The following is a 23,509-nucleotide window of genomic DNA, read 5'->3' as shown; positions in this document are numbered from 1 at the left end:
CGGGGCGGTCGCGGGGCGGGACTATCGTGTGCGTATGGCACCCAATATCGCGAGCAACACCGCTGTCGAGCTGGCCGAGTTGCTGGACTTCGTACGCCCACGGCACCGCGCGATCCTGCTGACCACCCGCGCCGACGGCCGCCCCCAGGGGTCGCCGCTGACGTGCGGGGTCGACGACGCGGGGCGGATCGTGGTCTCCACGTACCCCGAGCGCGCCAAGACCCGTAACGCCAGGCGCGACGAGCGGGTCAGCGTGATCGTGCTCTCCGACGAGTGGAACGGACCGTGGGTGCAGATCGACGGGACGGCCGAGGTCATCGACTCCCCCGAGTCGGTGGAGCCGCTGGTGGAGTACTTCCGCAACATCTCGGGGGAGCACCCGGACTGGGACGAGTACCGCGAAGCCATGGTCAAGCAGGGGAAGTCGATCATCCGGATCACCCCGGAACGGTGGGGTCCTGTGGCCACGGGCGGCTTTCCCGCGCGGCTCGGCTGATCATTTGCGGCGGGCGAAGGAGCCGGGGGACGGCGGCGTGCCCCCGGTGTGGTGCACCAACTCCCGGCAGAGGTCCCGGAGTTTGATGTTGCGGTGCTGCGAGGCCTTGCGGAGGGTCGACAGGGCCTCGTCCTCCGGGCAGTTGCGCCGCGCCATCACGATGCCGATCGCCTGGTCGATGACCGAGCGCGAGAACATCGCCGCGCGCAGGTCCTCGACCGTGGTGCGCTCCTCCTCGATCCGGGCCGCGACGGCCACCGCACCGGCGGCCTGGTCCGCCAGCCGGCCGATGGACGGCGCGTGTTCCTCGAAGGCGTACGGTTCGTGGGCGTACAGGTTGAGCGCCCCGAGCGTGCCGGAGTTCACCTTGAGCGGGGCGGCCAGGACGGAGCGGATTCCGTACGTGCGCGCCTTCTCCGGGTAGGGCGGCCAGCGCTGCTCGGTGGTCATGTCGCGGACGTACTGCTCGCGCCCGTCGCGCAGGCTGCAGACGCACGGGCCCGCGTCCGCCTCGTACTGGAGACTGTCGAGTTTCAGCGCCTCGCCGTCACTGCCGGCCGCCGAGACGAGCCGGCCGTCGCGGTGCATGGTGACGCTGCACGCGTCCGCGCCGCCGACCGCCCGGACCGCGCGCTCGGTCAGCTCCTGGAGGAACGCGTCCAGGCCGCGCCAGTCGGTGAAGGCGGTGTGGAGCGCGCTGAGGTCGAGGCCGTCCTGGTTCTCTGCCATGGGTGTCGGGTGCCCCGGAAGGGGCAATTCAGTCAGGTACGGCAGCTCCCACGATGCGCAGCGCGATGTCCCTGACCTTCACATTGGCCTGCTGCGACGCCCGTACGAGGCGGTCGAAGGCCTGTGCCGCGTCGATGCCCAACTGCTCCATGAGGATGCCCGTCGCCTGCCCGATCACGTCGCGGGTCTCCAGCGCCTCGGTGAGCTGTTCCAGCACGGTGGCGGACTGCAGGGCCACTCCGATGTGCGTCGAGAGGAGGCGTGCGGTGCGGATCGCCGGGTCGTCGAAGATGCGCGGTGTGTACGAGGCGAGCGACAGGACGCTGAATCTGCGGGACTGCGTACGGATGCGGAGGAGCAGCACCGAGCGCAGACCGGTGGCCTCCAGCGCCCGGGCGCATCCTTCGCACTCGGCGGTGTCGTCGATGTGGGCGAAGGGCACGGCCCACAGTTCGTCCCAGTGGGTGCGGTGGGCGGCGGACTCGGCGGCCGTGTCGAAGGCGCGTACTGCGTCGTGCGTCCAGGCCTCGGGGCTGATCAGACCGCCCTGCACGACCAGGGAGAGCCCAGCGCAGTCGGCGCCGGTGACGGCCTCTTCGGCCAGGCGTACGGCGGTGCGGGCGGTTGCCGCGCGGCCCTGCGCGGCGTAGAGCGCGACGGCGGCGTCGGCGAGGGTCTCGGCCAGCCGGAAATCGACGGGCGCAAGGGGCACTTGGGGAATGTCGGACGGATACACCACGAACCTCTTCGGCGTGCACGGCGTATCGCCGTGCGCACAAGAGCTCCGCAGCACATTCCTGACTGCGAGCAAGGACGACCAGACTCTATCCGCTTCTGTCGTCGGTTGATGCAGTTGGTGGGAACACTGGCCTGATGGGAGCGGGTGGTGCTGGAATGGGCCCACGGGTCAGGAAGCGGCCCCGAACACTGGCCTGACAGAGGACGGGTGAGTTCCCATGCCGCTTCTGCTGCATCCGATCGATCTTCCGCACTGCACCGTCGTACCGATGCCCGAGGAGATCGACATCTCCAATCTGCCGTTCCTGTACGCCGAGACGGGGCGGGTGATCGCGGACCGCGAGGGGCATCTCGATGTGCTCGTACTGGATCTCACGCGGACCGGTTTCATCGACTCGCGGGGCGCCTCGATGATCCCCGCCGTACAGGAGCGGGCGCGCGAGGCGGGCGCGCGGACGCGGGTGGTGGCCGGGACGCGGCTGGTGGCGCGCGTGCTGGAGCTGACGCAGGTACGGCGGGACGTGCCCGTCTACCACGACTTGGCGGAGGCGCTCGCAGCCTCCTAGGCGCCGGGCGCTAGCGCTTGTCGCCGCGCATCGACTCGATGCCCGCGAGCAGCAGGTCCACGGCGAACTCGAAGTCGCGGTCCCGCATGTCGTCGACGGTGTCGCCGCCGCGCGCGTCCATCAGGTGCTGGGCCCTGTCCATGGAGTAGTCGACCTCGGGCTTGCGCGTGATGGAGCTCATGGCGTGGTGGAAGTACTCGTCCTGGGTCATGCCGGCGCGGGCGCAGCGGTCCCTGAAGTGGCCCTCGACGGTGCCGAATCCGTAGACGAACTGGAAGACCGCGGCGAGGCCGCCGGTCTGGCCGTGCTCGGGGAGGCCGGTCTTCGCCATCACGCGCAGGGCCGAGTTGGAGAAGGCGACGGAGTTCGGGCCGATGTTGAGGTACTCGCCGACGAGGGACGAGACCCAGGGGTGGCTGACCAGCAACACCCGGTAGGTGACGGCGAGTCGGCGGATCTGGGCGCGCCAGTCGTCGGAGGCCTCGTCGGGGAGGTCGAGCTCCCCCATCACCTGGTCGAGGGCGAGCTCGAGGAGGTCGTCCTTGTTCGCGACGTACCAGTAGACCGACATCGCGGTGACGCCCAGATCGGCGGCGAGGCGGCGCATGGAGAACTTGGCCAGGCCCTCGGAGTCGAGGAGCCCGACCGTCGCCGCGGTGATCTTGTCCAGGTCGAGGCCGCCGGCCGGCTGGTCCGCCTTGCGGCTGCGTGTGGTCTTTCCGTCCAGCCAGACGCTGGTGCGTACCGCAGCCGCCATGACGTGCCCTTCTCCGGAATGTGTCGGTCCGTCTGTGCTGTCTCCGATGCTATGCCGCTGCTGGAGTGTCCGTACGTTCCGCACGCCTCAGGAGTACGGCTGCCAGCAGGCCTCCTGCGAGGACCGCCGCCGCGCCCACCAGCTGGCTCGTCTCGACCCCGCTGGCGAAGGCGTCCGCGATACGGGCCTTCTCCGCGGGGTCCTTCGCCGCCGCCAGTGCCGCGGGCAGCGAGGCCGCTCCCACGGCGGCCGGGATCAGCGCCGAGAAGCGGGAGTTGAGGACCGCGCCGAGCACGGCGACGCCCAGGCCGTTGCCGAACTCCGCGAGGGTGCCGTTGACGCCGGCGCCCACGCCCGCCTTCTCCGGCGGGATCGCGCTCATGATCGCGTTGGCCATGGCGGGCATGGCGATCGCGATGCCCGCGCCCATCACGACCAGGCCGACGAACATCCCGCCGTAGCCGTGGTTGCCGCCGAGTACGGCGAGCGCGGCCAGACCGGCGGCGAGTGCCGTCATGCCGGTGGCGATGGTGCCGGGGGTGCCGAGCTTGGGCAGGAGGCGGGCGCCGAGGCCCGACATGTTGAGCGCGATGACGGTGACGGCCATCGGTGCCGTACGCAATCCGGCGTCCAACGGGTCGTAGCCGAGGACGAATTGGAGGTGCTGCGTCAGCAGGAAGAGCGAGCCTCCCATGCCGAACGCGACCAGGATCGCGCCCGCTACCGCCCCGATGAAGCGCTGGTTCTGGAAGAAGTGCATGTCCAGCATGGGGTGCGGGGTGTGGAGCTCCCAGGCGGCGAAGGCCGCGAGGGCGACGACCCCTATGGCCGCGGAGAGCAGGACGTGGGTGGAGGTCCAGCCGTGGCTCGGGCCGGAGATGATCGCGTACACGACCGCCGTCATACCGATGGTGGAGAGCAGGGCGCCGAGGAGGTCGGGGCGGTCGCCGCTGGGGTTCTTGGACTCGGGGACGAGGGCCGCGACGGCGAACAGGCCGATGACCGCGACCGGGATGTTGATGAGGAAGATCGAGCCCCACCAGAAGTGGTCGAGCATGAAGCCGCCGATGAGGGGGCCGACGGCGAAGCCCAATGAGCTGACCGTGGACCAGATGCCGATCGCCTTGACGCGCTCGGTGTCGTCGAAGATCTGCATCACGACCGCGAGGGTCGTCGTCATCAGGAGCGCACCGCCGACGCCCATCCCGGCGCGGGCCGCGATGAGTTGGGCCGTGGACTGGGCGAGGCCCGCGACGAGGGAGCCCGCACCGAAGAGCGCGAGGCCGGTGACCAGCATCTTCTTGCGGCCGTAGCGGTCGGCGGAGCTGCCCGCCGTGAGCAGGAGGCCGGACTGGACGAGCGAGTAGGCGTTGATCATCCACTGGATGTCGGAGGTGGAGGCGTGGAGCGAGGTGGTGAGAGAGGGGATGGCGACGTTGAGGACGGTGTTGTCCAGGAGGACGGTGAGCTGGGCCAGGCAGATCACGCCGAGGATCAGCCACCGCTGGGGGTGGCCCGTGGGGGCGGATCGGGTCTCGGCTGTCGTGGCCGTCACGTGGGGCTCCTTATACGCTGTATGGGAGGTGGCGGTGACCACCGTAGGACATCTCCTGTACGGCGTACAAGTGGTTTCGCGACAAGAGGGCGGCACCCGGTGGGTGCCGCCCTCTTGGTGGGGTGCTGCGACCGTCAGCTCTTGGGCTGCGTCAGGTCGTAGAGGGTCGTGGAGCCGACCGTCACCTTCTTGTAGTTCGCCTCGACCCAGGACGTGATCTTGGACGCGGAGCCGCTGTTGCCGCCGCCACCGCCCATGCCGCCGCCCGAGACGAAGTAGTGGATCTTTCCGTCTTCGACGTAACTCTTGAACTGGGCGAGGGTCGGGGACGGGTCGCTGCCGTTGAAGCCGCCGATCGCCATGACCGGGTTTCCGGTGGCGAGCTGGTAGCTGGCGGCGTTCTGCGAGCCGATGGCTGCGGCCATCCACGTGTAGTCGTCGGCGTTGGCGCTGACCTTCTTCTTCACGGCTGAGCTGACGCTGGCGCCGTCGAGGAGGCCGCCCATTCCGCCGCCACCGCCTGCACTGCGGCCTTCACCCATGGAGCCGCCGCCGGGGAAGCCGCCCTGCTGGTTGTTCTGCCCGGTGCCGTTCTGGGTGCCGGGGCCACCCTGGCCGCCGGTGGGGGGCGTACCGCCCATACCGCCGTTCCCGCCGGTCGGGGGCTGGCCCATCTGACCGCCGCCACCGCCCTGTTGGGTTCCCTGGCCGCCGCCGTTCGGCATCTGGCCCATGCCGCCGCCACCGCCGCCACCGCCGGGACGTCCGCCGCCACCGCCGAAGCCCATCGAGCTCGCGCCCGAGGGACCGGCTGTGACGATCGATCCGGTGTGCCCGGTGTTCACCGTGGAGAGCGTGTACGCCAACGGGCCCGCCAGCGACGCCGCGAGACCCACGCCCGCCGCACCCAGCGCCAGGCGCCGGTCGATGCGGCCCGCGAAGATCAGCGCGAGCCCCGCGGAGAGGCCGAGCAGCAGCACGGCCCAGCGCAGCCAGGGGAGGTAGTCGGGGGTGCGGTTGAGGAGGACGTACGACCAGATCGCCGTGGCCATCCCCGTCACTCCGAGGACCGCGGACCAGGTGAACTTGGCGCGCTCCTCCCACAGGACGGTGACGCCCATGCCGACGAGCGCCGCGATGTAGGGGGCGAGGGCGATCGTGTAGTACTGGTGGAAGATCCCCGCCATGAAGCTGACGATCGCCGTGGTCATCACCAGCGCGCCGCCCCAGACGAGGAACGCGTGGCGGGCCGTGTCGGTGCGCTTGGCGCGCCAGGTGAGGACGATGCCCGCGATCAGGAGGATCAGGGCTGCGGGGAGAAGCCAGGAGATCTGGCTGCCGATCTCGGAGTTGAACATACGGGTGAGGCCGGTCTCGCCCCACTGACCGGTGCCCCCTCCCCCGCCACCGCCTCCTCCGACCGATCCTGTCTCGTCGCCACTGATACGGCCGAGACCGTTGTAACCGAAGGTGAGGGAGAGGAAGGAGTTGTCCTGCGAGCCGCCGATGTACGGGCGCGAGGACGCCGGCCAGAGCTCGACGATCGCGACCCACCAGCCACCCGCGACGATCATCGCGAGCCCGGACAGGGCGAGTTGGACGAAGCGCTTGCGCACCTTGACCGGCGCGAAGACCGCGTACACGATCGCGAGCGGCGGCAGGATGAGGAAGGCCTGGAGGGTCTTGACCAGGAAGGCGGCGCCGACGGCCGCACCTGCCCAGATCAGCCACTTGGTCTTGCCGGCCTCCAGCGCGCGGATCACGCAGTAGACCGTGACGGTCATCAGGAGCGCGAGCAGCGCGTCGGGGTTGTTGAAGCGGAACATCAGGGCCGCGACCGGGGTCAGCGCGAGCACCACGCCCGCGATCAGACCGGCGGAGGCGCTGAAGCGGCGGCGTACGGCCGCGTACAGGACGGCGACCGTGCCGACGCCCATCAGGACCTCGGGGACCAGGATCGCCCAGGAGTTGAGGCCGAAGATGCGTACGGACAGAGCCATCGGCCAGAGGGCGGCCGGGGGCTTGTCGACGGTGATGGCGTTCGCCGAGTCGAGCGACCCGAAGAACATGGCCTTCCAGCTCTGGCTGCCGGCCTGGACGGCGGCGGAGTAGAAGGAATTGGCGTAGCCGGAGGCGCTGAGGTTCCACAGGTACAGCAGCGCGGTGGCGAGGAGGAGGCCGAGGAAGGCGGGGCGTACCCAGCGGGCGTCCTCGGGGCGGCCGCGCCAGAGCCGCTGAACGCGGGAGCCGCGCGGCGGTTCGGGCGGGGCCTCGGCCGGGGCGGCCGGGAGGTGGTCGTGCTCGAGGGTGGTCATCGTGCGTTCCTCGGGTTCTGGTCGGGGCTTCCGGGGCGGACGGCGTACTGGGGTGCAGGGTCGGGCTGTTGAGTCGTGTCCGTACGCCGCTCCGGGAACACCCAGATGCGGAAGAGCAGGAAGCGCAGCACCGTCGCTGCGAGGTTGGCGGCGATCAGCACGGTCAGTTCGGTGGAGTGCTGGGGGTGGTCGGTCGCCGCGTCGAGGGCGGCGAGCGAACCGCTGGTGAGGGCGAGTCCGATGGCGAAGACGACCAGTCCCTGGGCCTGGTGGCGGACGGCGCGGTCCGGGCCTCGTACGCCGAAGGTCAGCCGCCGATTGAACGAGGTGTTGGCGACCGCCGAGATCAACAGGGCGAAGGCATTGGCCACTTGGGGGCCGACGGCCTGCCGGGAGAGGGAGTAGAGGAGGAGATAGAAGAGCGTGGAGAAAGCGCCGACGACACAGAAGCCGACCAGCTGGCGGGCGAGTCCGCCGGGCACACCGGGCAGTTCGCGGTCGCGCGGGTCCTCCCCGAAGGGGCGTGCGAGCCGGTCGAGGGGGAGTGCGCCGCCGCCGAGCGCCCGTCCCACGCGCCATACGCCCTTCAGGTCGTTGACGGCGGTCTGGTAGATGTGCACGGTCGAGTCGGGGTCGTCGACCCAGTCGACCGGGACTTCGTGGATGCGCAGCCCGGCGCGCTCGGCGAGCACGAGCATCTCGGTGTCGAAGAACCACCCGGTGTCCTCGACCATCGGCAGCAGCCGCTGGGCGACGTCGCGCCGTATCGCCTTGAACCCGCACTGGGCGTCGCTGAAGCGCGCCTGCAGCGAGGAGCGCAGGATCAGGTTGTACGCGCGGGAGATGAACTCGCGCTTGGGGCCGCGTACGACCCTCGAACTGCGCGCGAGGCGCGACCCGATGGCCAGGTCCGAGTGACCGGAGATCAGCGGGGCGACGAGCGGCAGCAGCGCGTTCAGGTCGGTGGAGAGGTCGACATCCATGTACGCGAGGACGGGCGCGTCGGAGGCGGACCACACGGTGCGCAGGGCCCTGCCCCGGCCCTTCTCCTCCAGCCGGAAGGCGCGTACGCCTTGCAGCGTCTGCTCCAGGCGGGCCGAGACCTCCGGAGTCCGGTCGGTGCTCGCGTTGTCGGCGATGGTGATCCGGAAGCCGTACGGGAAGGTGCGGGCGAGGTGGTCGTGGAGTCTCACCACACAGGGCTCGAGGTCCTGTTCCTCGTTGTACACGGGGATCACCACGTCCAGCACGGGGGCACCAGCAGGGCCGACGGGGAGGTGTTCCCGGGCCGGCAAAGTGCCCAAAGAAGAGTCGGTTCGCATGACAACGACCCTCGCTAAGTGCGCTGTCACCTCGGTGTGGTCTCTCTGTGCCAAACCTGTGAGTCGTCGGTCAGGACGGGAAGGTGTACGCCGAAGACGGTGCGCCCGGGCACGGACTGCACGGTCACGCCGCCGCCGTGGGCGGTGACGACGGCCTGCACGATGGCGAGGCCGAGACCGGTGGAGCCCGCGCTGCGGGAGCGGGACGCGTCGCCGCGGGCGAAGCGCTCGAAGACGTGCGGGAGGAGGTCGGCGGGGATGCCGGGGCCGTCGTCCTGGATCTCCAACAGGACCCAGGGGCCGGTGTGTTGGACGCGGGCGGTGACGGTGGTGCCGGGGGGTGTGTGGGTGCGGGCGTTGGCGAGGAGGTTGACCAGCACCTGGTGGAGGCGGGGGCCGTCGCCGAGGACGGTGGCGGGGTCGTCGGGGAGTTCGAGGCGCCACTTGTGGTCCTGGCCGGCGGCTGCGGCGCGGGCGTCGCTGAGGGCGTCGACGACGAGGGGTGAGAGATCGGTGCTCTCGTAGGAGAGCGGGCGTCCCGCGTCGAGGCGGGCGAGCAGGAGGAGGTCCTCGACGAGCCCGGTCATACGGGAGGCCTCGGACTCGATCCGGCCGAGTGCGTGGCGGGTGTCGGGCCCGGTCTCCTCCCGTCCGCGCCGGGTGAGTTCGGCGTATCCGCGGATGGAGGCGAGGGGCGTGCGCAGCTCATGGCTGGCATCGGCGACGAACTGCCGTACGCGGGTCTCGCTCTCCTGCCGCACGGCGAGCGCCGAACCGACGTGCCCCAGCATGCGATTGAGCGCGGCCCCGACCTGCCCGACCTCGGTACGGGGATCGGCCTCGGCGTCGGGCACACGCTCGAAGAGGGCCACTTCGCCGCTGTGCAGGGGGATTTCGGAGACGCGGGTGGCGGTGGAGGCGACGCGGCGGAGGGGGCGGAGGGCGACGCCGATGAGGAAGGTGCCGGCTACGCCGGCGGCGGCTAGGCCGGCGACGGTGACGGAGATTTCGACCCAGATCAAGTTGTGCAGGGTGGCAAGGGCGTTGGACTCGGGGATGCCCACGACGATCGTGGTGTCGCTGCCGACGTTCACGGACTCCAGCCGGTACGAGCCGATCCCCGGCAGGTCCACCGAGTGCGGATTCCCGTCGACGGGGACGGTGGCTATCGCCGCGGTCTGCGCCGAGGTGAGGTCCTTGCTCACCGGCCGGCCACCGCTCGGGGCTTCTGTGCTGATCGCGGTATCAACAACCGTGTCCCCGTTCAGGACAGCACCGACGGTGCCGACCCCCTGGCCACCGAGGGTGACAAACTCCAGCGAGGTCGGGTCGTTGTTCTGACCGCCCTGACCGCCCTGGTGTCCGGGGCTGCCGATGGGCGCGTTCCCGGGCATGTTCTGCGCGCGCTTGGTGATCTCGGTCAGCTGACGGTCCAACTGGTTGAACATCGAGTCCTGCAGCGCAACGGTCGTCACCGTGCCGATCACCGCAGCCACAACAGCCACCAGCGCAACGACCGACATCACCAGCCGGGTCCGCAAGGACCACGGCCGGCGTCCGGTGCCGCGCGGCTGGCGGTGCGGGCGTACGGGAATCGCCACGGAGTCGCTCACTCCCCGGGCTTGATCAGATAACCCGCACCGCGCCGGGTGTGGATCATCGGCGTACGCCCGGCGTCGATCTTCCGCCGCAGGTACGAGATGTAGAGCTCGACGACGTTGGCCTGCCCCCCGAAGTCGTAACTCCAAACGCGGTCAAGGATCTGCGCCTTGCTGAGCACGCGCCGAGGGTTGCGCATGAGGAACCGCAGCAGCTCGAATTCGGTCGCCGTCAGGTGGATGGAAGTCCCACTCCGCACGACCTCATGACTGTCCTCGTCCAGCGTCAAGTCCCCGACAGCCAGCAGCGATTCACTCCGCAGCGCAGCAGTACCGGACCGACGGATCAGCCCGCGCAGCCGCGCCACGACCTCCTCCAGGCTGAACGGCTTGGTGACGTAGTCATCACCACCGGCGGTGAGCCCGGCGATGCGGTCCTCGACCGAGTCCTTGGCGGTCAGGAAGAGCACCGGCACCTCGGGCAGCTCGCGCCGCAGCCGGCCGAGCACCTGGAGCCCGTCCATGTCGGGCAGCATCACGTCGAGGACGACGGCATCGGGCCGGAAGTCACGGGCGGACCGTACGGCCCCGGCCCCGTCCCCGGCGCTGCGCACCTCCCAGCCCTCGTAGCGCAGGGCCATGGACAGCAGCTCGGCGAGCGAGGCCTCGTCGTCGACGACGAGCACCCGGACGGGGCTGCCGTCGGGCCTGAGCATTTCGGTACGCCCCTGGGGCGAGGTCGCGGTCATGGTCCTCACCCTGTGAGGCGGCCCTGAGAGCCCCCTTTCGCGAACCTGTGAATTCCCTGAGAAACCCTTGCGGCCGCGCCCCTACCCCCGCACCCACTCATGGCTGTGCTCGACCTTGGCGATGTGCAGCGTGTAGCGCTCGTACCACTGGGCGCGCCCCTGCTCCTTGGCAGCCGAGTGCTCGGCGTGCTGCTTCCAGCCGCGTATGGACTCGGCGTCGCGGAAGTACGCGACGGTGATCCCGACCCCGCCCGGCACCCGGGCCGACTCGTACCCGAGGAACCCCGGCATGTCCTGTACGAGGGCGTGCATGCGGTCGACGGTCTCGCCGTACCCGTTGTCGCCGTCGGTCCGTACGGACGTGAAAATCGCAGCGTAATAGGGCGGCTCGAAGGCCGCCACAGGCGTGTTGGTCATGCCCCCAACCCTGACTCGCGCCCCGCGGCCCCGTCCACGGACTTGCCGAAAGGGATCAATCTCTTGACCCTCCGGTCACTTCAGAAGAGCCCGTCCTGCACCCCGGGAACCACCACACTCCGCACCGGAACACTCACCTCCCCCACCCCCTGAGCCGCCTCGAACCCCCACCCGCCCATCAGCCGCGTATCAACGACCACAACGCCCCCACCCGCACCCTCCAGATGCAGATCGGGCCCGGCGGCAGCCACCAGCCGCCCCCCGACGACACCACCGTCGACGAGCTCGCTCACCACCCCCCGAGCCTCCGGCAGCCCCTCCAGCCCGAACACCCGCCCGTGATCCACAACGTCACACGCCACCCGCTCCAGCGAATCGGGCCACCCCACAACCCCCACGGCCCGCGCATGCAGCGCAGCAACCTCACCGGCCCGCTCCTCCACCCCCGGCAACCGAGCGCGCACACCCCGCTTGACGGCATACGGAACCCGATCGGGCACCCCCAACGCGGCCCGCAGCACCTCCTCACTCCGCCGCGCGGCCATCAGAGGCCCCCGCCCCACCCAACTGAAGGCAACGGCGCCCTGCTCCATCAACCGCGCAGACCCGCGCTCTTCCCGCGTGATCCCGACCTTGACCAACCCACACCCGAACCAGGCCAGATACACGCGATAAACCCGCGGATCATCAACAGCCCCATCAGCGGCAACGGAATGCAGCCGATCCAGCCGCGCACACTCCCCGCACCGCGCCTGCGTACGCCGCCCCGGCACGACGGCCCCCACCGGACACCCATTCCCGCGCGCCCCCACGCACGCCCGCTCCCCCACGACCCGAAACCCGACGTCACTCCCATAGACCAACGGTCGCACGACACTCCCCCGCGGCCCCTCCCACACGAACCCGGGCCCCTCAACTCCCCACCGCAACCCGCCACATCGCCACATCTCACCCCGCTCCTCTCTCCTCAGGACCACACTGACCCGCATGCGCACGCTCACCTGGCAGGTCACCGAGAGCGGTGGCTACGAGACGTCCTGGATCACGCTCACCTCCACCACCCTCACCGCCCGGGGCCGGATCTTCGGCGCACTCCCGCACCCGTACTGGATCTCGTACGAGCTGGAGACCGACGAAAACTGGACCACTCGCAGAATGACAGCCACCACTGACACCGAGTCGTCCACACACCACCTGGACCTGCGCAGAGACGCCCGCACGGGCACCTGGACGGCCAACGGAGCCGCACTCCCCTGGGCGACGGAGGCGCTCGACTGCGACCTGGGCCTCTCGCCCCTCACGAACACGATGCCGGTCCTGCGCCACAACCTGCACCGCACACCAGGCACGCACGACTTCCTGATGACCTGGATCCGAGTCCCGGACCTGACGGTGCTCCCGTCGCACCAGACGTACACGCACCTGGCCCCGAACGAGGTCCGCTACACGTCGAACACGTTCCGCAGCGACCTCACGTACGACGATTCGGGCCTGGTCATCGCATACCCAGGCATGGCGCACCGCCTGAGAAACATCTCCGCTGACCTGCGGGAACGCTGAGACTGTGACGTCCAGTCACAGTCTCAGCAATGTCTCGCGCACTTCCGGTACGGTACGAAAGAGCCCGAAGCCGCAACGTCGATTTGCGACTTCGGGCTCACCAACTGCTCCCTACGGGAGTACGTACACCGGCGCCCCGTCCGACGCACATCCGGTCTGCCGCATGCACCCGCGCTTGAGCAGCATCCGCACGCAGTCGTGCACGCGCTCCAGCGACAGCCCCGTACGGCCTGCGATCTCCTCGAACCGATACCGGGCCTCACCCCGTACCAGCGCAGGCGCGAGATAGGCGGCCACCGCATGGATGTCGTCCGTGACAACCAAGTTGCGTTCACGCCAAGTGGCCAGCAGTTCCTGGGGCGTTACTGTCGGATCAGCTGCCGCAGGCTGCCGGGACTCCAGCCGGTCCGCAAGCCGGTCGATCGAACCACCGATCCGGTGGAGTGCCTCGGTCATGGCGTTCCGACTGCGATTGGCCTCCCGCAACAGCTCGTTGCGCTCCGCTTCCCAGACGGCGAACGCCTCGTCCGCACGAATGTTCCGCTCCTCAAGCCGCACGATGGCATCGGCGACTTGTTGAGGCATCGCGTAGGCCACCCCTCCCTCGGGCGCAGGCTGCACCGAGGATGGCTCGAGCGTGTACGAACCATCACGCTGGACGGTTGCAATAACCTCGGCCACCCACTCCTTGAAGGGGGCGCAGTCTGGCTTCATGCATCCGTTGACCAGCTGGATGAGCCCCTGAAGATTCACCATCTTCATCGTGTTCCTGAGCCCGTGACCTGCAATATTGCGCGCGGCGTCTACCCCATAGACGCCGCGTGCAATATCGCCCAAACTGTCTTGGCACTCTGCTGCTACGTGCACAAGAAGGGCCTGGCGAGTGTTCGCATAGCCAAGACTTCCCGCGACATCCACCGCCGGGAACCAGTGCTCCCCGCTCGGCAAGGTCACCCTCCGGACCTGCACGCCCGTCGCCGCGTACACGAAGTTACTGACGTCGATCGCATCCTGCTGTACCACCGGCTGCTCCGGTGGCGTGTTCCGCTCGTACATCGAGCATCACCTCCGCCCCGGAACATAGAAGCGATCTCATCCAACTCCCTTGGATACCAAGGGTAATCACCCAAATGAGGCGAGCTGCTCACGCACCCATGCAGGATCCGGATTGGTGTAAGGCCGACCCGCCACGACAACCGTCGGCACGGTCTCATTGCCGTCATTGGCCGCCCTCACCGCCGCCGCCCCCTCCGCGTCGCGCCAAATGTTGACCCAGTGCAACTGCCGGACGCGACGCCCCAACCGAAACCGGAGCCGCAGGCAGTACGTACAACCAGGCCTCCAGTAGACGACCGGCCGCCCATCGGCCGAGCTGCGACGCACCGCCTCCAGTGAAGCAACCGAACTCGGAAATACCAGAGGCGAGTTGATACCCGCCGCCAGCACAAACACCGCCAGAATCACGACGGCCTCAACCGGCTTCCCGCCAAAGACCAGCCCACCACCAACGACTGATCCACAGAGCACAAACAACATCGGCAAGGTCCACGCGCGCATCATGACGAAGCAGGCTATCGACCCGCCCGTATGCTCCTCCGGATCCCGGCAGGTGTCAGGCCGCCTGGTACGCCCCGCCGCGCTGCCCGATCATGACGGCCATCCGGTTGGTGGCGTTCATCAGCGCAACAAGCATGACCAGATCGGCCAGTTGCTCCTCGTCGAAGTGCTCGGCGGCCTCCGCCCAGACCTCATCGGGGACACCACCGACGCCGTCGGCGATACGAGTCCCCTGCTCGGCCAGCGCCAGCGCGGCCCGCTCGGCCCGACTGAAAACAGTGGACTCGCGCCAGGCGGCCACAAGATGGATACGCACGGCCTCGTCCCCAGCCGCCGCAGCGGTTTTGCTCCACACATCGGTGGCGTACCCGTCGCCGTTGATCTGGCTGGCCCGCAGCAGCACCAGCCGCTGCGTGGCGGCGGGCACCGCCGACTCCTTGAGGATGGTCTGGCTGGCAGCACCGAAGTGCTTCGCGGCCCGGGCCGCGGTCGTGGCCGGGTCACCGAGCAGATTCAGTCGAGCAGTCATGACGGGCTCCTTCATACGGTGGTGATCGGTCGGTCGGGCATAAGACACCGGCCACGCGAGATGCGTGACATCCTCTGGCGATGTCGAATCAGTCAGTGGCGTCGAGCGTCACTCTCGCCGGAGTGATGGCGCACTGCGGCGGAAGCCCTGTCATCGCCGTGAAGACCCTGGCGGGGGCCATAGCCTCCGCGCCGGCAGCCCCGAAGCCGTACACGGCCCTAGCCGAGCTGTGGCAGGACCGGCGCCGAGAGCTGGAGGCGGGGCTCGAAGGGGACGGCTCCCTGAGCGCGGTGGTGGCACATTCGTACTTCTTCTTCCTCAAGGGGGAGATGGACGACGCGGCGATGTCCCTCGGCTCGGTCACAGGGGTGCGACCCGACGTGGCGTGGGGATCCGCCCCATGGTTCGGCGACGCCCGCTTCCTCGACGCGGTGAGCGCCGAGGCACTGGCGGAGGCGTGCCTGCGGACGCTGGACTACGGCCACGACCTGGACACCGCAGCGATGCGCGAACGCTTCGCACCCTGGTTCCACGCCCTCGATGTGGTCTCCGAGCGCAGCCCCGTTCCGGAGTCCCTGGCCGCCATGTCCCGACTGCCCCGGGCCTGCGCCCGCTACGACCTCTCCTTCGCCCTCTGCGACCGCGCCGACGCCGTCGACCGCGTCATGTGGACCGAGGTCGCGCGAGCCAACACCTGGCGCGCGATGGGCAACCTGGACCAGGCCGCGACGGCTTTCGAGCGGGCCCTCACCCTGGACCCCGCCAACTGGTCCCTCCACCTCGACCTCGCCGACGTACGCGCCGAGCAGCACGACTTCGCCGCCGCTGTGGCCCTCGCCGAACGGGGCCTGGAACACGCGCCGCAGGAAGTCTCCCTGCGCGCGGCGAGTGCCGCCTACCGCACGCGCCTGACCGGCTCGCCCGACGACCTGCGGTCCCTGCTCACCCTGGCACCGGAGCTCGCGAACGCCTCGTACGGAAACGTACTGATCGACTACGCGTGCGCGGGTCCGAACCTCCCCGGCGAACTCATCGCCGAGGCCCGCCGTATCCGCAAGAACTGAGCGGGCGTGCCCTCTAGGCGTAGGCAGCCAGCAGCGAAGACCCGCGGCTTCCTCCAGCCCGGTCCCGAAGCCTGGCGGTTCAGTTCCCACATGATCACCAGACCGGCTCCGTCGGCTGCTGTACGGACAACGCGAGAGGCCCTCAGGATTTCTCCTGAGGGCCTCTGGCCTGCTGTGCACTCGGCAGGATTCGAACCTGCAACCTTCTGATCCGTAGCTCTAGCCAGATCGGTCAGCGACGGTCATACCAGTCGCGTGACGGTTGAGAACGGCCACCCAGATCCGAGGCTGGTCGCCGTGGTTGCTGTACTTCCCTGCTGTACTCCGCAGACTTCCGCGCTTGTCTGCTGCCGCACTTCAGCGTTGTCACACAGATGATCTCTCGCTTGGGACTCACTACTGAGCCTGAACTCGTGGTGTCGTAGCTGCTGACAGGGGTTGATCCTCGCGGTATGCCGTTGTCATGAGGTACGCGCAGGGCGGTGGTCTGACGGACGAGCGGCGAGAGTTCCGCGAGGGCATCCGGAAGGTGGCGGCCGGGCGGTTCGCCCGTGGCGAGCCGAGCCTGGTCATCGCGAAAGATCTGCGGGTCAGTGTCCGGTCGGTGCAGCGGTGGCGGAGGTCGTGGGCCAAGGGCGGCCCGCGGGCCCTGCGCTCGGTCGGATCGGCCTCCCCGCCACGCTTAAGCGAGGCCCAATTTCTGCAGCTGGAGGCGGAGTTGGCCAAGGGGCCCATGGCTCACGGCTGGCCGGACCAGCGGTGGACGCTGACCCGCGTGAAGACCGTGATCGGCCGCCGTTTCCACAAGAGCTACACCATCCAGGGTGTGCGCAAGCTACTGATCCGCCACGGTTTCTCCTGTCAGATTCCGGCCAGACGGGCCCTTGAGCGTGACGATGAGGCGATCACTGGCTGGGTGAAGGAGACCTGGCCGCTGGTGGAAACACCGCGGCGGCGCTCGACGCCTGGATCGTCTTCGAGGACGAGTCCGGCTTCTCGATGACGCCGCCGATCGCCCGCACGTGGGCCCGACGCGGGCACACCCCCGTCATCCGGGTCCGTGGCCGCTCCCGCCGACGCGTCTCCATCGCCGCCCTGACCTGCTACAAACCAGGCGAACGCTCCCGCCTGATCTACCGGCCCCGCCGCGACGACGGCCGGCGCGACGGGCGCAAGTCCTTCGCCTGGACCGACTACCGCGACCTGCTACAGGTCGCTCACCAACAACTCGGCGGCCCGATCGTGCTCATCTGGGACAACCTGAACGTGCACCTCGACGTTCGGCTCCGCAGGTGGACCGCCGATCGGGACTGGCTGACCGTCTACCAACTGCCGTCCTACGCACCGGATCTCAACCCGGTCGAGGGCATCTGGTCCCTGCTGCGGCGCGGCTGGCTCAGCAACGTTGCTTTCACCAGCCCAGACCACCTGGTCCAGACCGTCCGGCGCGGCCTGCGCACGATCCAGTACCGCAGCGACCTCATCGACGGATGCCTTGCCGGAACCGGCCTATCCCTCAACCCGACGACTTCACGAGTTCAAGCTCAGTAGGTCAGAATATTCGAGAAAGGGACACGCCCGCTCTACGCTTTCGGTATCCTGCCGCAATGAATCCAGAGGCTATCGCTAACGCGACCACAACCGTCATTGCTTCACTCGGTACATTAATTGGAATCGTGAGCCGTCCCAAGAGGCGTCGAAATCACATTCGAGAGAATTTGAGCCTGGCCGAAGAGCTCGAGAAGAACGCGCTTTTGCGTGACCACACCCCGACCATTGCATGGATTAACACCAAGATTGCATTGGATGTCGCCAAGCTCTCGGGTCAGTCACTGGAGACTCCCAAAAAGCCCATTCCGTGGGGAAGCGTGATCCTTTCCTCCATTGCGGTAGTGGGCTTCGGGTATTGGTCCTATTGGCTGAATAGTGAAGAATTCGTTTGGTATTCGACCTTCCCGGGCGTCGTGGCCTTCCTTATGGCAATGTCCGTATACGGTTCCTTTCTGAACCGGGAGATTCTCCCAGAGGAAAATAGTCAGCTGCCGGACAGTGCAGTACCGGTTCACCCCGGGCAAGCATCTGAGCAAATTTCGTCGGCGCTCTCATTAGCAGCCGCAGGGGCTGATGAAATGTACGAAGAGGGCGGCCAACTTGGAGTCGCTTTCCAATTTATTGCACGGATGGCGGCAGGTGAATTCAACGACGCCGTCGATTTAACGGATGAGAATTGGCTTCTTTGCAGGATCCAATCGTGGGTGTGGAATATTCGGGTTCGGATTGGTGAAGAGTCCGACTCCCTTGAGGGTCTCGCTGATGCGATGCTGCAAAACAAGGGAGATCATATTCTTTGGGAAGAGTTTACCGAATCAGAAGTCGCAGGTTTCCAGGAAGCATGGAATCACCTTAATCTCGAACGGCTGGGTGGCGCGAGTCGTCGACGCCGAGTGGCGCGAGATTATGACTTGGTTGTGCTGGCGCCGGTTGGCGCGAGTGGCGGCTATTACGTAGACTCGGCCACCATCGTTCCAGGCGCTTTGACCTTCCTAATGCGACGCCATCAAGGCAGATGGCTATTGGCCAGCCATTTGGCGATGGCGCCGCCCACCCCCGGATTTCCACCAGCGTGGTGGGTTCTGGATGATCCGAGCATTGACGCGCTCGAAGACTAAGGTGGTTGAGCGGCTTTGGCCAGGAAGCCGATCCAGCGCCAGGCCCGCACGGCCACCCTGTGAGCCACCTCGCACTCCCCCCAGTCTGGCCTTCACCGCTGCGCGCGGAAGTACGAACTTCACGAAAGACCTCCGTTCGGTGTGCGCCATGCATCATGATGCTTGATGTGCTGATGAACCTGTTGCCTGGATTACGTGACGTTCGAACCCCTCTTACGGTTGGCTTCATATGCGCCTTCACCATGTGGATTATTGCCGGTAATTCAATTCCACCACAGAATAAGGCGACCGGACTAGTAAAGTCGATTTACACGCTCTACGCCTTCCTCGGTAAGCCTGCAGCGCTAGCCGCAATTTCATTCCTGGCATACATCTGCGGAGTTCTGGTCAGTACCATTATCGAATGGGCGGCCTTCTGGATTAGGGCACCTTTCACTCCTCCCATTCTTCAATTCAGAATCAGCCGCATGGCCCGCGCGGACTTGGCAAGCTACATATTCTCCGAACTCCATGGCGTGCCGTACGGTCGAGTGCGGTATGGCGGCATATTTGAGTCGCGCGTAGAGGACTTAAGCAACCCCAGGCGTCAGGCGATGTTGGCTACAGAGAGGGGCATACCCTCAGAAGAAGGGCGCCTTTGCCGCGAGATTGAGGACAGATTGGCATATGAGCAAGACCAGTTGAGAGTGAAGCTCCTGGTTTCCAATCCTGCAATTTACACCGAACATGACAGGCATCGAGCCGAAGCAGAATTCAGGACTGGAGTTGGGGCGGCTGGTGCTGCACTCGTAATCGCGTTGGCCATCAATGCAACACCCTACTGGCTGGCCGCGATCTCAATTTCCGTCGCCTGCCTGATCGCTGGAGAGGTAAAGCGTCGAGAGGCAAACGACGTTTTCGTGCAGGCCGTCGTCGCTGGCGAACTGGTTCCAGCCATGATTGGCGAGACAATCGAACAGTGGCGCGCGTTTCACAGTGAGCGCCCGTCGCTGGATCCCTTACAAGTGACCGATTCGGAGGACTGAGGTCGGTGGAACGGCTTTGGGCGGGAGCTGCTTTGGGGCGAGTGATCATGGCCCCTCACGCTGGCCGCGATTCGGGCAGCACCTCCGCTGCCCGCAACAGCCCGAATCGGGGCCATGATCGTAGAGGCTCGCCCCAAAGTGGCTGCCTAAAGCCGTGGAGCCGACCGCCCCAGCCGACGGGCAACGGCCAAGGGAGCGGGAGAGCAGACACCATACCGCCACCACGATCCGGCCTCGTCTTTTGAACACAAATCGTCTCTGCCCCGCACGGCAAGGCTTCCCCGAGCCAACCCGTGCCCAGTGCTGTATTTGGCCGCTGCGAGTGGCGACGGCGGGCGGCGGTGCCCAGCCGGTGGCGCAGACATGGAGGCAGGGCGGCGCCGCACGTCGGCGCCGCCGCGCTGTGCGCGGCCCTCGATCCTTGATCGACCCAACCCCTGTTGGGCAGTGCGGGCCGTGAGGCTCATGGGGTTTCTGCCTGCGCCTGTGAACGGGGAGTTCGGCGGTTCTGCTCTTCCCCATCCTGAGGTCGGATCGTGGTGGCGGTGTGGTGTCTGCGCTCCCGCGTCACCGTGGCAAGCGTGCCGGCCGAATGGTGACCTGTCCGCTCGCGGCTGAGCAGACAGCCGCGAGCGCAGCGAGCCTTGATGAAGTAGGGAAACTCTGACCCCGGCTGATTGGCGCCCTTGTGGGGGTGCTGGTCGGCTGCTGCCATGACCGGGGGGACGACACGGACTTGGGGGCGCGCGTGGCTGATCTCAAGGTTCAGGAGTGGAAGCGGTACGGGCAACACCGGTGGTACGTGAACCTGCCGGATGGCAGTTCCGTGGCTTGGGCCGACTGCGCGACTGGCAAGGTCACGGTCCTGGTGGAAGAGCACCGACGTGAAGCCCTGGCGCTGCTTCGGCCGCTCCTCACGAATCGGGAGCCGTCCCGCCCTCGTCCGGTTGCGGCTCCACCTCGGTCCCGTCGTCCGTCAACGCCTCGTCTTCCGGCGCTGACACCGCCCGATGATCTGGCGCTGAACCGTCCTGGTGCCGCTCTGCAGGGGATGCTTGCGGAGAAGGGACCGACTCCGGGGCAACGGCTCCTCGGCTGGCTGTTGCGTCGTGAATCCGAGTGGGAACCCTGGCGCAAGGGCCTCGCCGGCGAGCGACGCGTCGGGGACGAACTCCAGCGACTGCATCGCTCGGGATGGCGCGTGCTGCACTCCGTACCGCTGTCCCGTGGCGGGGACATCGACCATCTCCTGATCGGTCCTGGCGGGGTGTTCAGCATCAACAGCAAGAATCACCAGGGCAAGACCGTGTGGGTCGGCGACACCATGGCCGAGGTCAACCACGGCAAACCGCAGCCCTACGCGGTCAAGAGCAGAGCCGAAGCCCAACACGTACGCGAGGTACTGGAGCGGCATTGCGGCTTCGCCGTCGCCGTGGAGCCGGTGCTTGTCTTCGTCGGCGTCACGAGTCTCGACCGCGCGGCAACGCAGTTCGCCGTACGGATCTACAAGGAGCGGGAAGTAGCAGCGCTGGGACCGCTGACCGGTGTACTCACGCCCGAACAGATCGAGGCGGTGTACGCCGTGGCCCGGCATCGCCAGGTGTGGCTGGGAGCGTGACACCTCCCGTGCAGGCGCCGGCCGTCGTGCGGACGTACGGGCTACGCCCGCGGATGGCGTCCTCTTCGGGCGTAAGCCGCTCAACCGCTGTGGACTCGTTTGGCGCGATTAGCCAGTTTCCCGGACATCGCCAGAGGCCCTCAGGATTTCTCCTGAGGGCCTCTGGCCTGCTGTGCACTCGCCAGGATTCAAACCTGCAACCCTCTGATCCGTAGCTCTAGCCAGATCGGTCAGTGACGGTCATACCAGGCGCGTGACGATCGAGAACGGCCACCCAGATCTGAGGGCGGTCGCTCTGGTTGCTGTACTTCCCTGCTGTACGGCTGGGGCCGATCGCGCACCACGCTCGTGGGGCCACTCCGTGAGCGCCTCTTCCTCCCGCCGGTCTATATCGGGTAGGCGATGGGTTACTTCCTGAGGGCTGCTGTCAAGAAGGCACCCACTACAACACCGAGCAGGGATACTGCGAAGGACGTGATGCGCTGCACCGTTTGAGTGTGTTGGGACTCAAGAACTTTCAGCATGGACCCGAGGTTGTCAAGCTGATCAGTATAGTCAAGCTCCGCCATTCCCACCAACTTACCTTCGAACAGCAAAAGCCCTCTTTCTGCACGCAGATTATCGATCACCTTACCGTTAGACCGTTGCGAATTAGTAACGCCCATTTGAATCTTCAACAACTCAAGGCTGATGTTTCGTAGGTTCGCGCGTGAGGTAATTACCCTGCGCACCCAGTTGATCGCCCCTTTGCGTCGGTATGCAGCCACACCCTCTTCGACTTGCAAGGTGAGAACGTCCACGCTGACTTGCTTAACAGTCCTCTCTGCGGTTAGTCCGTAGAAGTTGGCGAATTCTGGACCAATCTTCTTCCTAACCTCATCGAGTACATGCGCAGCGCTTTCAAATACCTTCTTATCAAAAAAGAATTCACATTCTGAATAACCCCGCCCGTGCCGCACCAAGGCATTCAACCCCGGTGTGACAAAATCCCCCTGATCGCCTTCCTTAATGTAAAACTCAGCATGGAAGGGGCTGGGACCAAGGGTGGTTAACTCCAATGTAGACCTGTCCCCAAGTTTTTCCAGTTCCTCCTTTAGGAACTCGCGAACAATTACAACCGCACTTGAGGGCTTAATCATGTTATCGCTATAGAAGACGACCAATGCATAGGGGTACGCAGTGTCGAGTTCAAGGAAAACTACAAACTCTTCGACCTCGCTGTCGACCGACGCCTTCCACCATGGATTCAGTCGATCTTGCGCCCGTGCGGGAATGTTAATGGTGAATGCGACGTTGCCGTGCACCGGAATTGGGTGGTGAATTAGATCGTTACGCCCATCGGCATCTTCTACATCGAACCACCTAAAGGATGAACGGCCTCCCTTGACTTCCAGTTTCCTGATAGATGGAATGAGATTCAAAGTTCTTTCTACCTCATCGGCCCAGGACTCATAATTTCCTGGTTCTTTCAGTTGGGGAAATATGCTTCCGATGCCAAACCCAAGCATTTTCGCTCCCTCCAATGGGGTCTGTACTTGTTGGATTATGGCACTCGATAGCCTCAGTCGGGGTGAGTTCGACGGAGAAAGGTCGGTGGAGCGGCTTTGGGCTGGAGCTGCTTTGGGGCGAGTGATCATGGCCCCTTACGCTGGCCGCGATTCGGGCAGCACCTCCGCTGCCCGCAACAGCCCGAATCGGGGCCATGATCGTAGAGGCTCGCCCCAAAGTGGCTGCCTAAAGCCGTGGAGCCGACCGCCCCAGCCCAAGAGGGTTTCCCCTCCTTCTGACCGCAGCACCCTGCGCGCTGACGGGCGCGGCCTGCCGGGCGAAGACAGAGGCAGGCCGCGCCGCAAGGCGGCGCGCTCCCGCGCTGTGCGCGGGCTTGATGAAGTAGGGAAAGTTCTATCGCGTGGGGCTGAGGTGCTTGCCGTCGTGGCTCCGGACGTGAGGGACACTGCCGTCCAGGGCATCGAGCAGCCGGTCTGCGTAGACCTCGGACATCCGCTCGGAGACCTCTTCGGGCGTGAGTCAGGCAACCGCGGTTGATTCGCTGGAGGTTCGCTCCGTGCTGCCAGCGGGCTTACACCGGTAGACACTTGTAGACCCCGGTGAGCTCGTTCACCTCGACGTGTATGCCCTCTCTTCCCGGACCTCGCGCTGAACCGCCTGACTCGGGGCTCTCATCGAGTTCGAGCACGCCGCCCGGGAGCGCCCAAGTGGCGTTTCCTGCAAGGCAGATCGCCAG

General features: G+C 66.7%; 22 protein-coding genes and 1 pseudogene. 8 read left to right on the top strand and 15 right to left on the bottom strand.

The features are described 5' to 3' along the window. Nucleotides 1-34 precede the first annotated feature (34 nt). Nucleotides 35-496, top strand: a complete 462-nt coding sequence (locus tag OG707_RS20270) for a PPOX class F420-dependent oxidoreductase (RefSeq protein ID WP_329120273.1) — start codon at nt 35-37, stop codon at nt 494-496. Here OG707_RS20270 and OG707_RS20265 read toward each other — a convergent pair whose 3' ends face one another. Further along, nucleotides 497-1,225, bottom strand: a complete 729-nt coding sequence (locus OG707_RS20265) for a GAF and ANTAR domain-containing protein (protein WP_329120272.1) — start codon at nt 1,223-1,225, stop codon at nt 497-499. It lies immediately after the preceding gene. A 28-nt stretch (nt 1,226-1,253) separates the two neighbouring features. Beyond that, on the bottom strand, nt 1,254-1,937 hold the full coding sequence (locus tag OG707_RS20260; protein WP_329120271.1) for an ANTAR domain-containing protein: 684 nt from the start codon (nt 1,935-1,937) through the stop codon (nt 1,254-1,256). A gap of 244 nt (nt 1,938-2,181) precedes the next feature. Here OG707_RS20260 and OG707_RS20255 point away from each other — a divergent pair, with 244 nt between their 5' ends. Continuing rightward, the gene (locus OG707_RS20255) at nt 2,182-2,529 is read left to right on the top strand and encodes an STAS domain-containing protein (RefSeq protein ID WP_329120269.1); all 348 of its coding nucleotides are present in this window, start codon (nt 2,182-2,184) and stop codon (nt 2,527-2,529) included. Between the two features lie 10 nt (nt 2,530-2,539). Here the strand turns inward: OG707_RS20255 and OG707_RS20250 are convergent, their stop codons facing one another. From OG707_RS20250 to OG707_RS20215, 8 genes are all read right to left on the bottom strand, one after another. Beyond that, nucleotides 2,540-3,286: a TetR/AcrR family transcriptional regulator gene (locus OG707_RS20250; RefSeq protein ID WP_329120267.1), complete on the bottom strand. Its 747-nt coding sequence runs from the start codon at nt 3,284-3,286 to the stop codon at nt 2,540-2,542. Nucleotides 3,287-3,335: 49 nt separating this feature from the next. Next, complete coding sequence (locus OG707_RS20245) at nt 3,336-4,841, bottom strand: MFS transporter (RefSeq protein ID WP_329120265.1); 1,506 nt, start codon at nt 4,839-4,841, stop codon at nt 3,336-3,338. A gap of 134 nt (nt 4,842-4,975) precedes the next feature. Next, nucleotides 4,976-7,156 carry an ArnT family glycosyltransferase gene (locus OG707_RS20240; RefSeq protein WP_443071357.1) on the bottom strand — a complete coding sequence of 727 codons (2,181 nt, stop codon included), beginning with the start codon at nt 7,154-7,156 and terminating at the stop codon, nt 4,976-4,978. Then, nucleotides 7,153-8,406 carry a glycosyltransferase gene (locus OG707_RS20235; protein ID WP_443071356.1) on the bottom strand — a complete coding sequence of 418 codons (1,254 nt, stop codon included), beginning with the start codon at nt 8,404-8,406 and terminating at the stop codon, nt 7,153-7,155. Before OG707_RS20235 ends, OG707_RS20240 begins: the two co-directional genes overlap by 4 nt. A gap of 98 nt (nt 8,407-8,504) precedes the next feature. Further along, complete coding sequence (locus tag OG707_RS20230; RefSeq protein ID WP_329127886.1) at nt 8,505-10,001, bottom strand: sensor histidine kinase; 1,497 nt, start codon at nt 9,999-10,001, stop codon at nt 8,505-8,507. Between the two features lie 86 nt (nt 10,002-10,087). Next, nucleotides 10,088-10,825, bottom strand: a complete 738-nt coding sequence (locus OG707_RS20225; protein WP_329120261.1) for a response regulator transcription factor — start codon at nt 10,823-10,825, stop codon at nt 10,088-10,090. 81 nt (nt 10,826-10,906) lie between these two features. Beyond that, a complete protein-coding gene (locus OG707_RS20220) occupies nt 10,907-11,242 on the bottom strand; it encodes an antibiotic biosynthesis monooxygenase family protein (protein WP_329120259.1) in 336 nt (111 codons plus the stop codon). 80 nt (nt 11,243-11,322) lie between these two features. Then, a complete protein-coding gene (locus OG707_RS20215; protein ID WP_329120257.1) occupies nt 11,323-12,231 on the bottom strand; it encodes a DUF2797 domain-containing protein in 909 nt (302 codons plus the stop codon). On the opposite strand from OG707_RS20215, the gene OG707_RS20210 reads away from it, so the two are divergent. Beyond that, nucleotides 12,230-12,802, top strand: coding sequence for a putative glycolipid-binding domain-containing protein (locus OG707_RS20210; RefSeq protein ID WP_329120255.1), 573 nt, complete (start codon nt 12,230-12,232; stop codon nt 12,800-12,802). The genes OG707_RS20215 and OG707_RS20210 overlap by 2 nt on opposite strands. A gap of 111 nt (nt 12,803-12,913) precedes the next feature. Here OG707_RS20210 and OG707_RS20205 read toward each other — a convergent pair whose 3' ends face one another. The 3 genes from OG707_RS20205 to OG707_RS20195 form a co-directional block, all read right to left on the bottom strand. After that, nucleotides 12,914-13,858, bottom strand: coding sequence for a BRO-N domain-containing protein (locus OG707_RS20205; RefSeq protein WP_329120253.1), 945 nt, complete (start codon nt 13,856-13,858; stop codon nt 12,914-12,916). Nucleotides 13,859-13,924: 66 nt separating this feature from the next. Next, entirely contained in the window at nt 13,925-14,362 is a 438-nt protein-coding gene (locus OG707_RS20200; RefSeq protein WP_329120251.1) for a glutaredoxin domain-containing protein, read from the bottom strand. 52 nt (nt 14,363-14,414) lie between these two features. Beyond that, nucleotides 14,415-14,888 carry a carboxymuconolactone decarboxylase family protein gene (locus OG707_RS20195; protein WP_329120249.1) on the bottom strand — a complete coding sequence of 158 codons (474 nt, stop codon included), beginning with the start codon at nt 14,886-14,888 and terminating at the stop codon, nt 14,415-14,417. An 80-nt stretch (nt 14,889-14,968) separates the two neighbouring features. Here OG707_RS20195 and OG707_RS20190 point away from each other — a divergent pair, with 80 nt between their 5' ends. The 5 genes from OG707_RS20190 (at nt 14,969) to OG707_RS20165 (ending at nt 21,264) form a co-directional block, all read left to right on the top strand. Then, entirely contained in the window at nt 14,969-15,952 is a 984-nt protein-coding gene (locus tag OG707_RS20190) for a tetratricopeptide repeat protein (RefSeq protein WP_329120247.1), read from the top strand. Between the two features lie 463 nt (nt 15,953-16,415). Next, nucleotides 16,416-17,503 (top strand): IS630 family transposase gene (locus tag OG707_RS42445; protein WP_443071354.1). Its coding sequence is split into 2 segments (ribosomal slippage): nt 16,416-16,874 and nt 16,877-17,503, totalling 1,086 coding nucleotides; the frame shifts between segments, so codons are not numbered across the junction. A gap of 56 nt (nt 17,504-17,559) precedes the next feature. Next, complete coding sequence (locus OG707_RS20175) at nt 17,560-18,621, top strand: hypothetical protein (RefSeq protein WP_329120240.1); 1,062 nt, start codon at nt 17,560-17,562, stop codon at nt 18,619-18,621. A 167-nt stretch (nt 18,622-18,788) separates the two neighbouring features. Then, complete coding sequence (locus tag OG707_RS20170) at nt 18,789-19,646, top strand: hypothetical protein (RefSeq protein WP_329120238.1); 858 nt, start codon at nt 18,789-18,791, stop codon at nt 19,644-19,646. Nucleotides 19,647-20,697: 1,051 nt separating this feature from the next. Continuing rightward, nucleotides 20,698-21,264: a nuclease-related domain-containing protein gene (locus OG707_RS20165; RefSeq protein WP_329120236.1), complete on the top strand. Its 567-nt coding sequence runs from the start codon at nt 20,698-20,700 to the stop codon at nt 21,262-21,264. A gap of 407 nt (nt 21,265-21,671) precedes the next feature. Here OG707_RS20165 and OG707_RS20160 read toward each other — a convergent pair whose 3' ends face one another. Beyond that, the gene (locus tag OG707_RS20160; protein WP_329120234.1) at nt 21,672-22,772 is read right to left on the bottom strand and encodes a hypothetical protein; all 1,101 of its coding nucleotides are present in this window, start codon (nt 22,770-22,772) and stop codon (nt 21,672-21,674) included. 394 nt (nt 22,773-23,166) lie between these two features. After that, a pseudogene (locus OG707_RS20155) lies at nt 23,167-23,509 on the bottom strand (NUDIX hydrolase).

The sequence above is a fragment of the Streptomyces sp. NBC_01465 genome (assembly GCF_036227325.1).
Lineage (GTDB): Bacteria > Actinomycetota > Actinomycetes > Streptomycetales > Streptomycetaceae > Streptomyces.
This window is presented reverse-complemented; position numbering and strand designations above follow the sequence as displayed.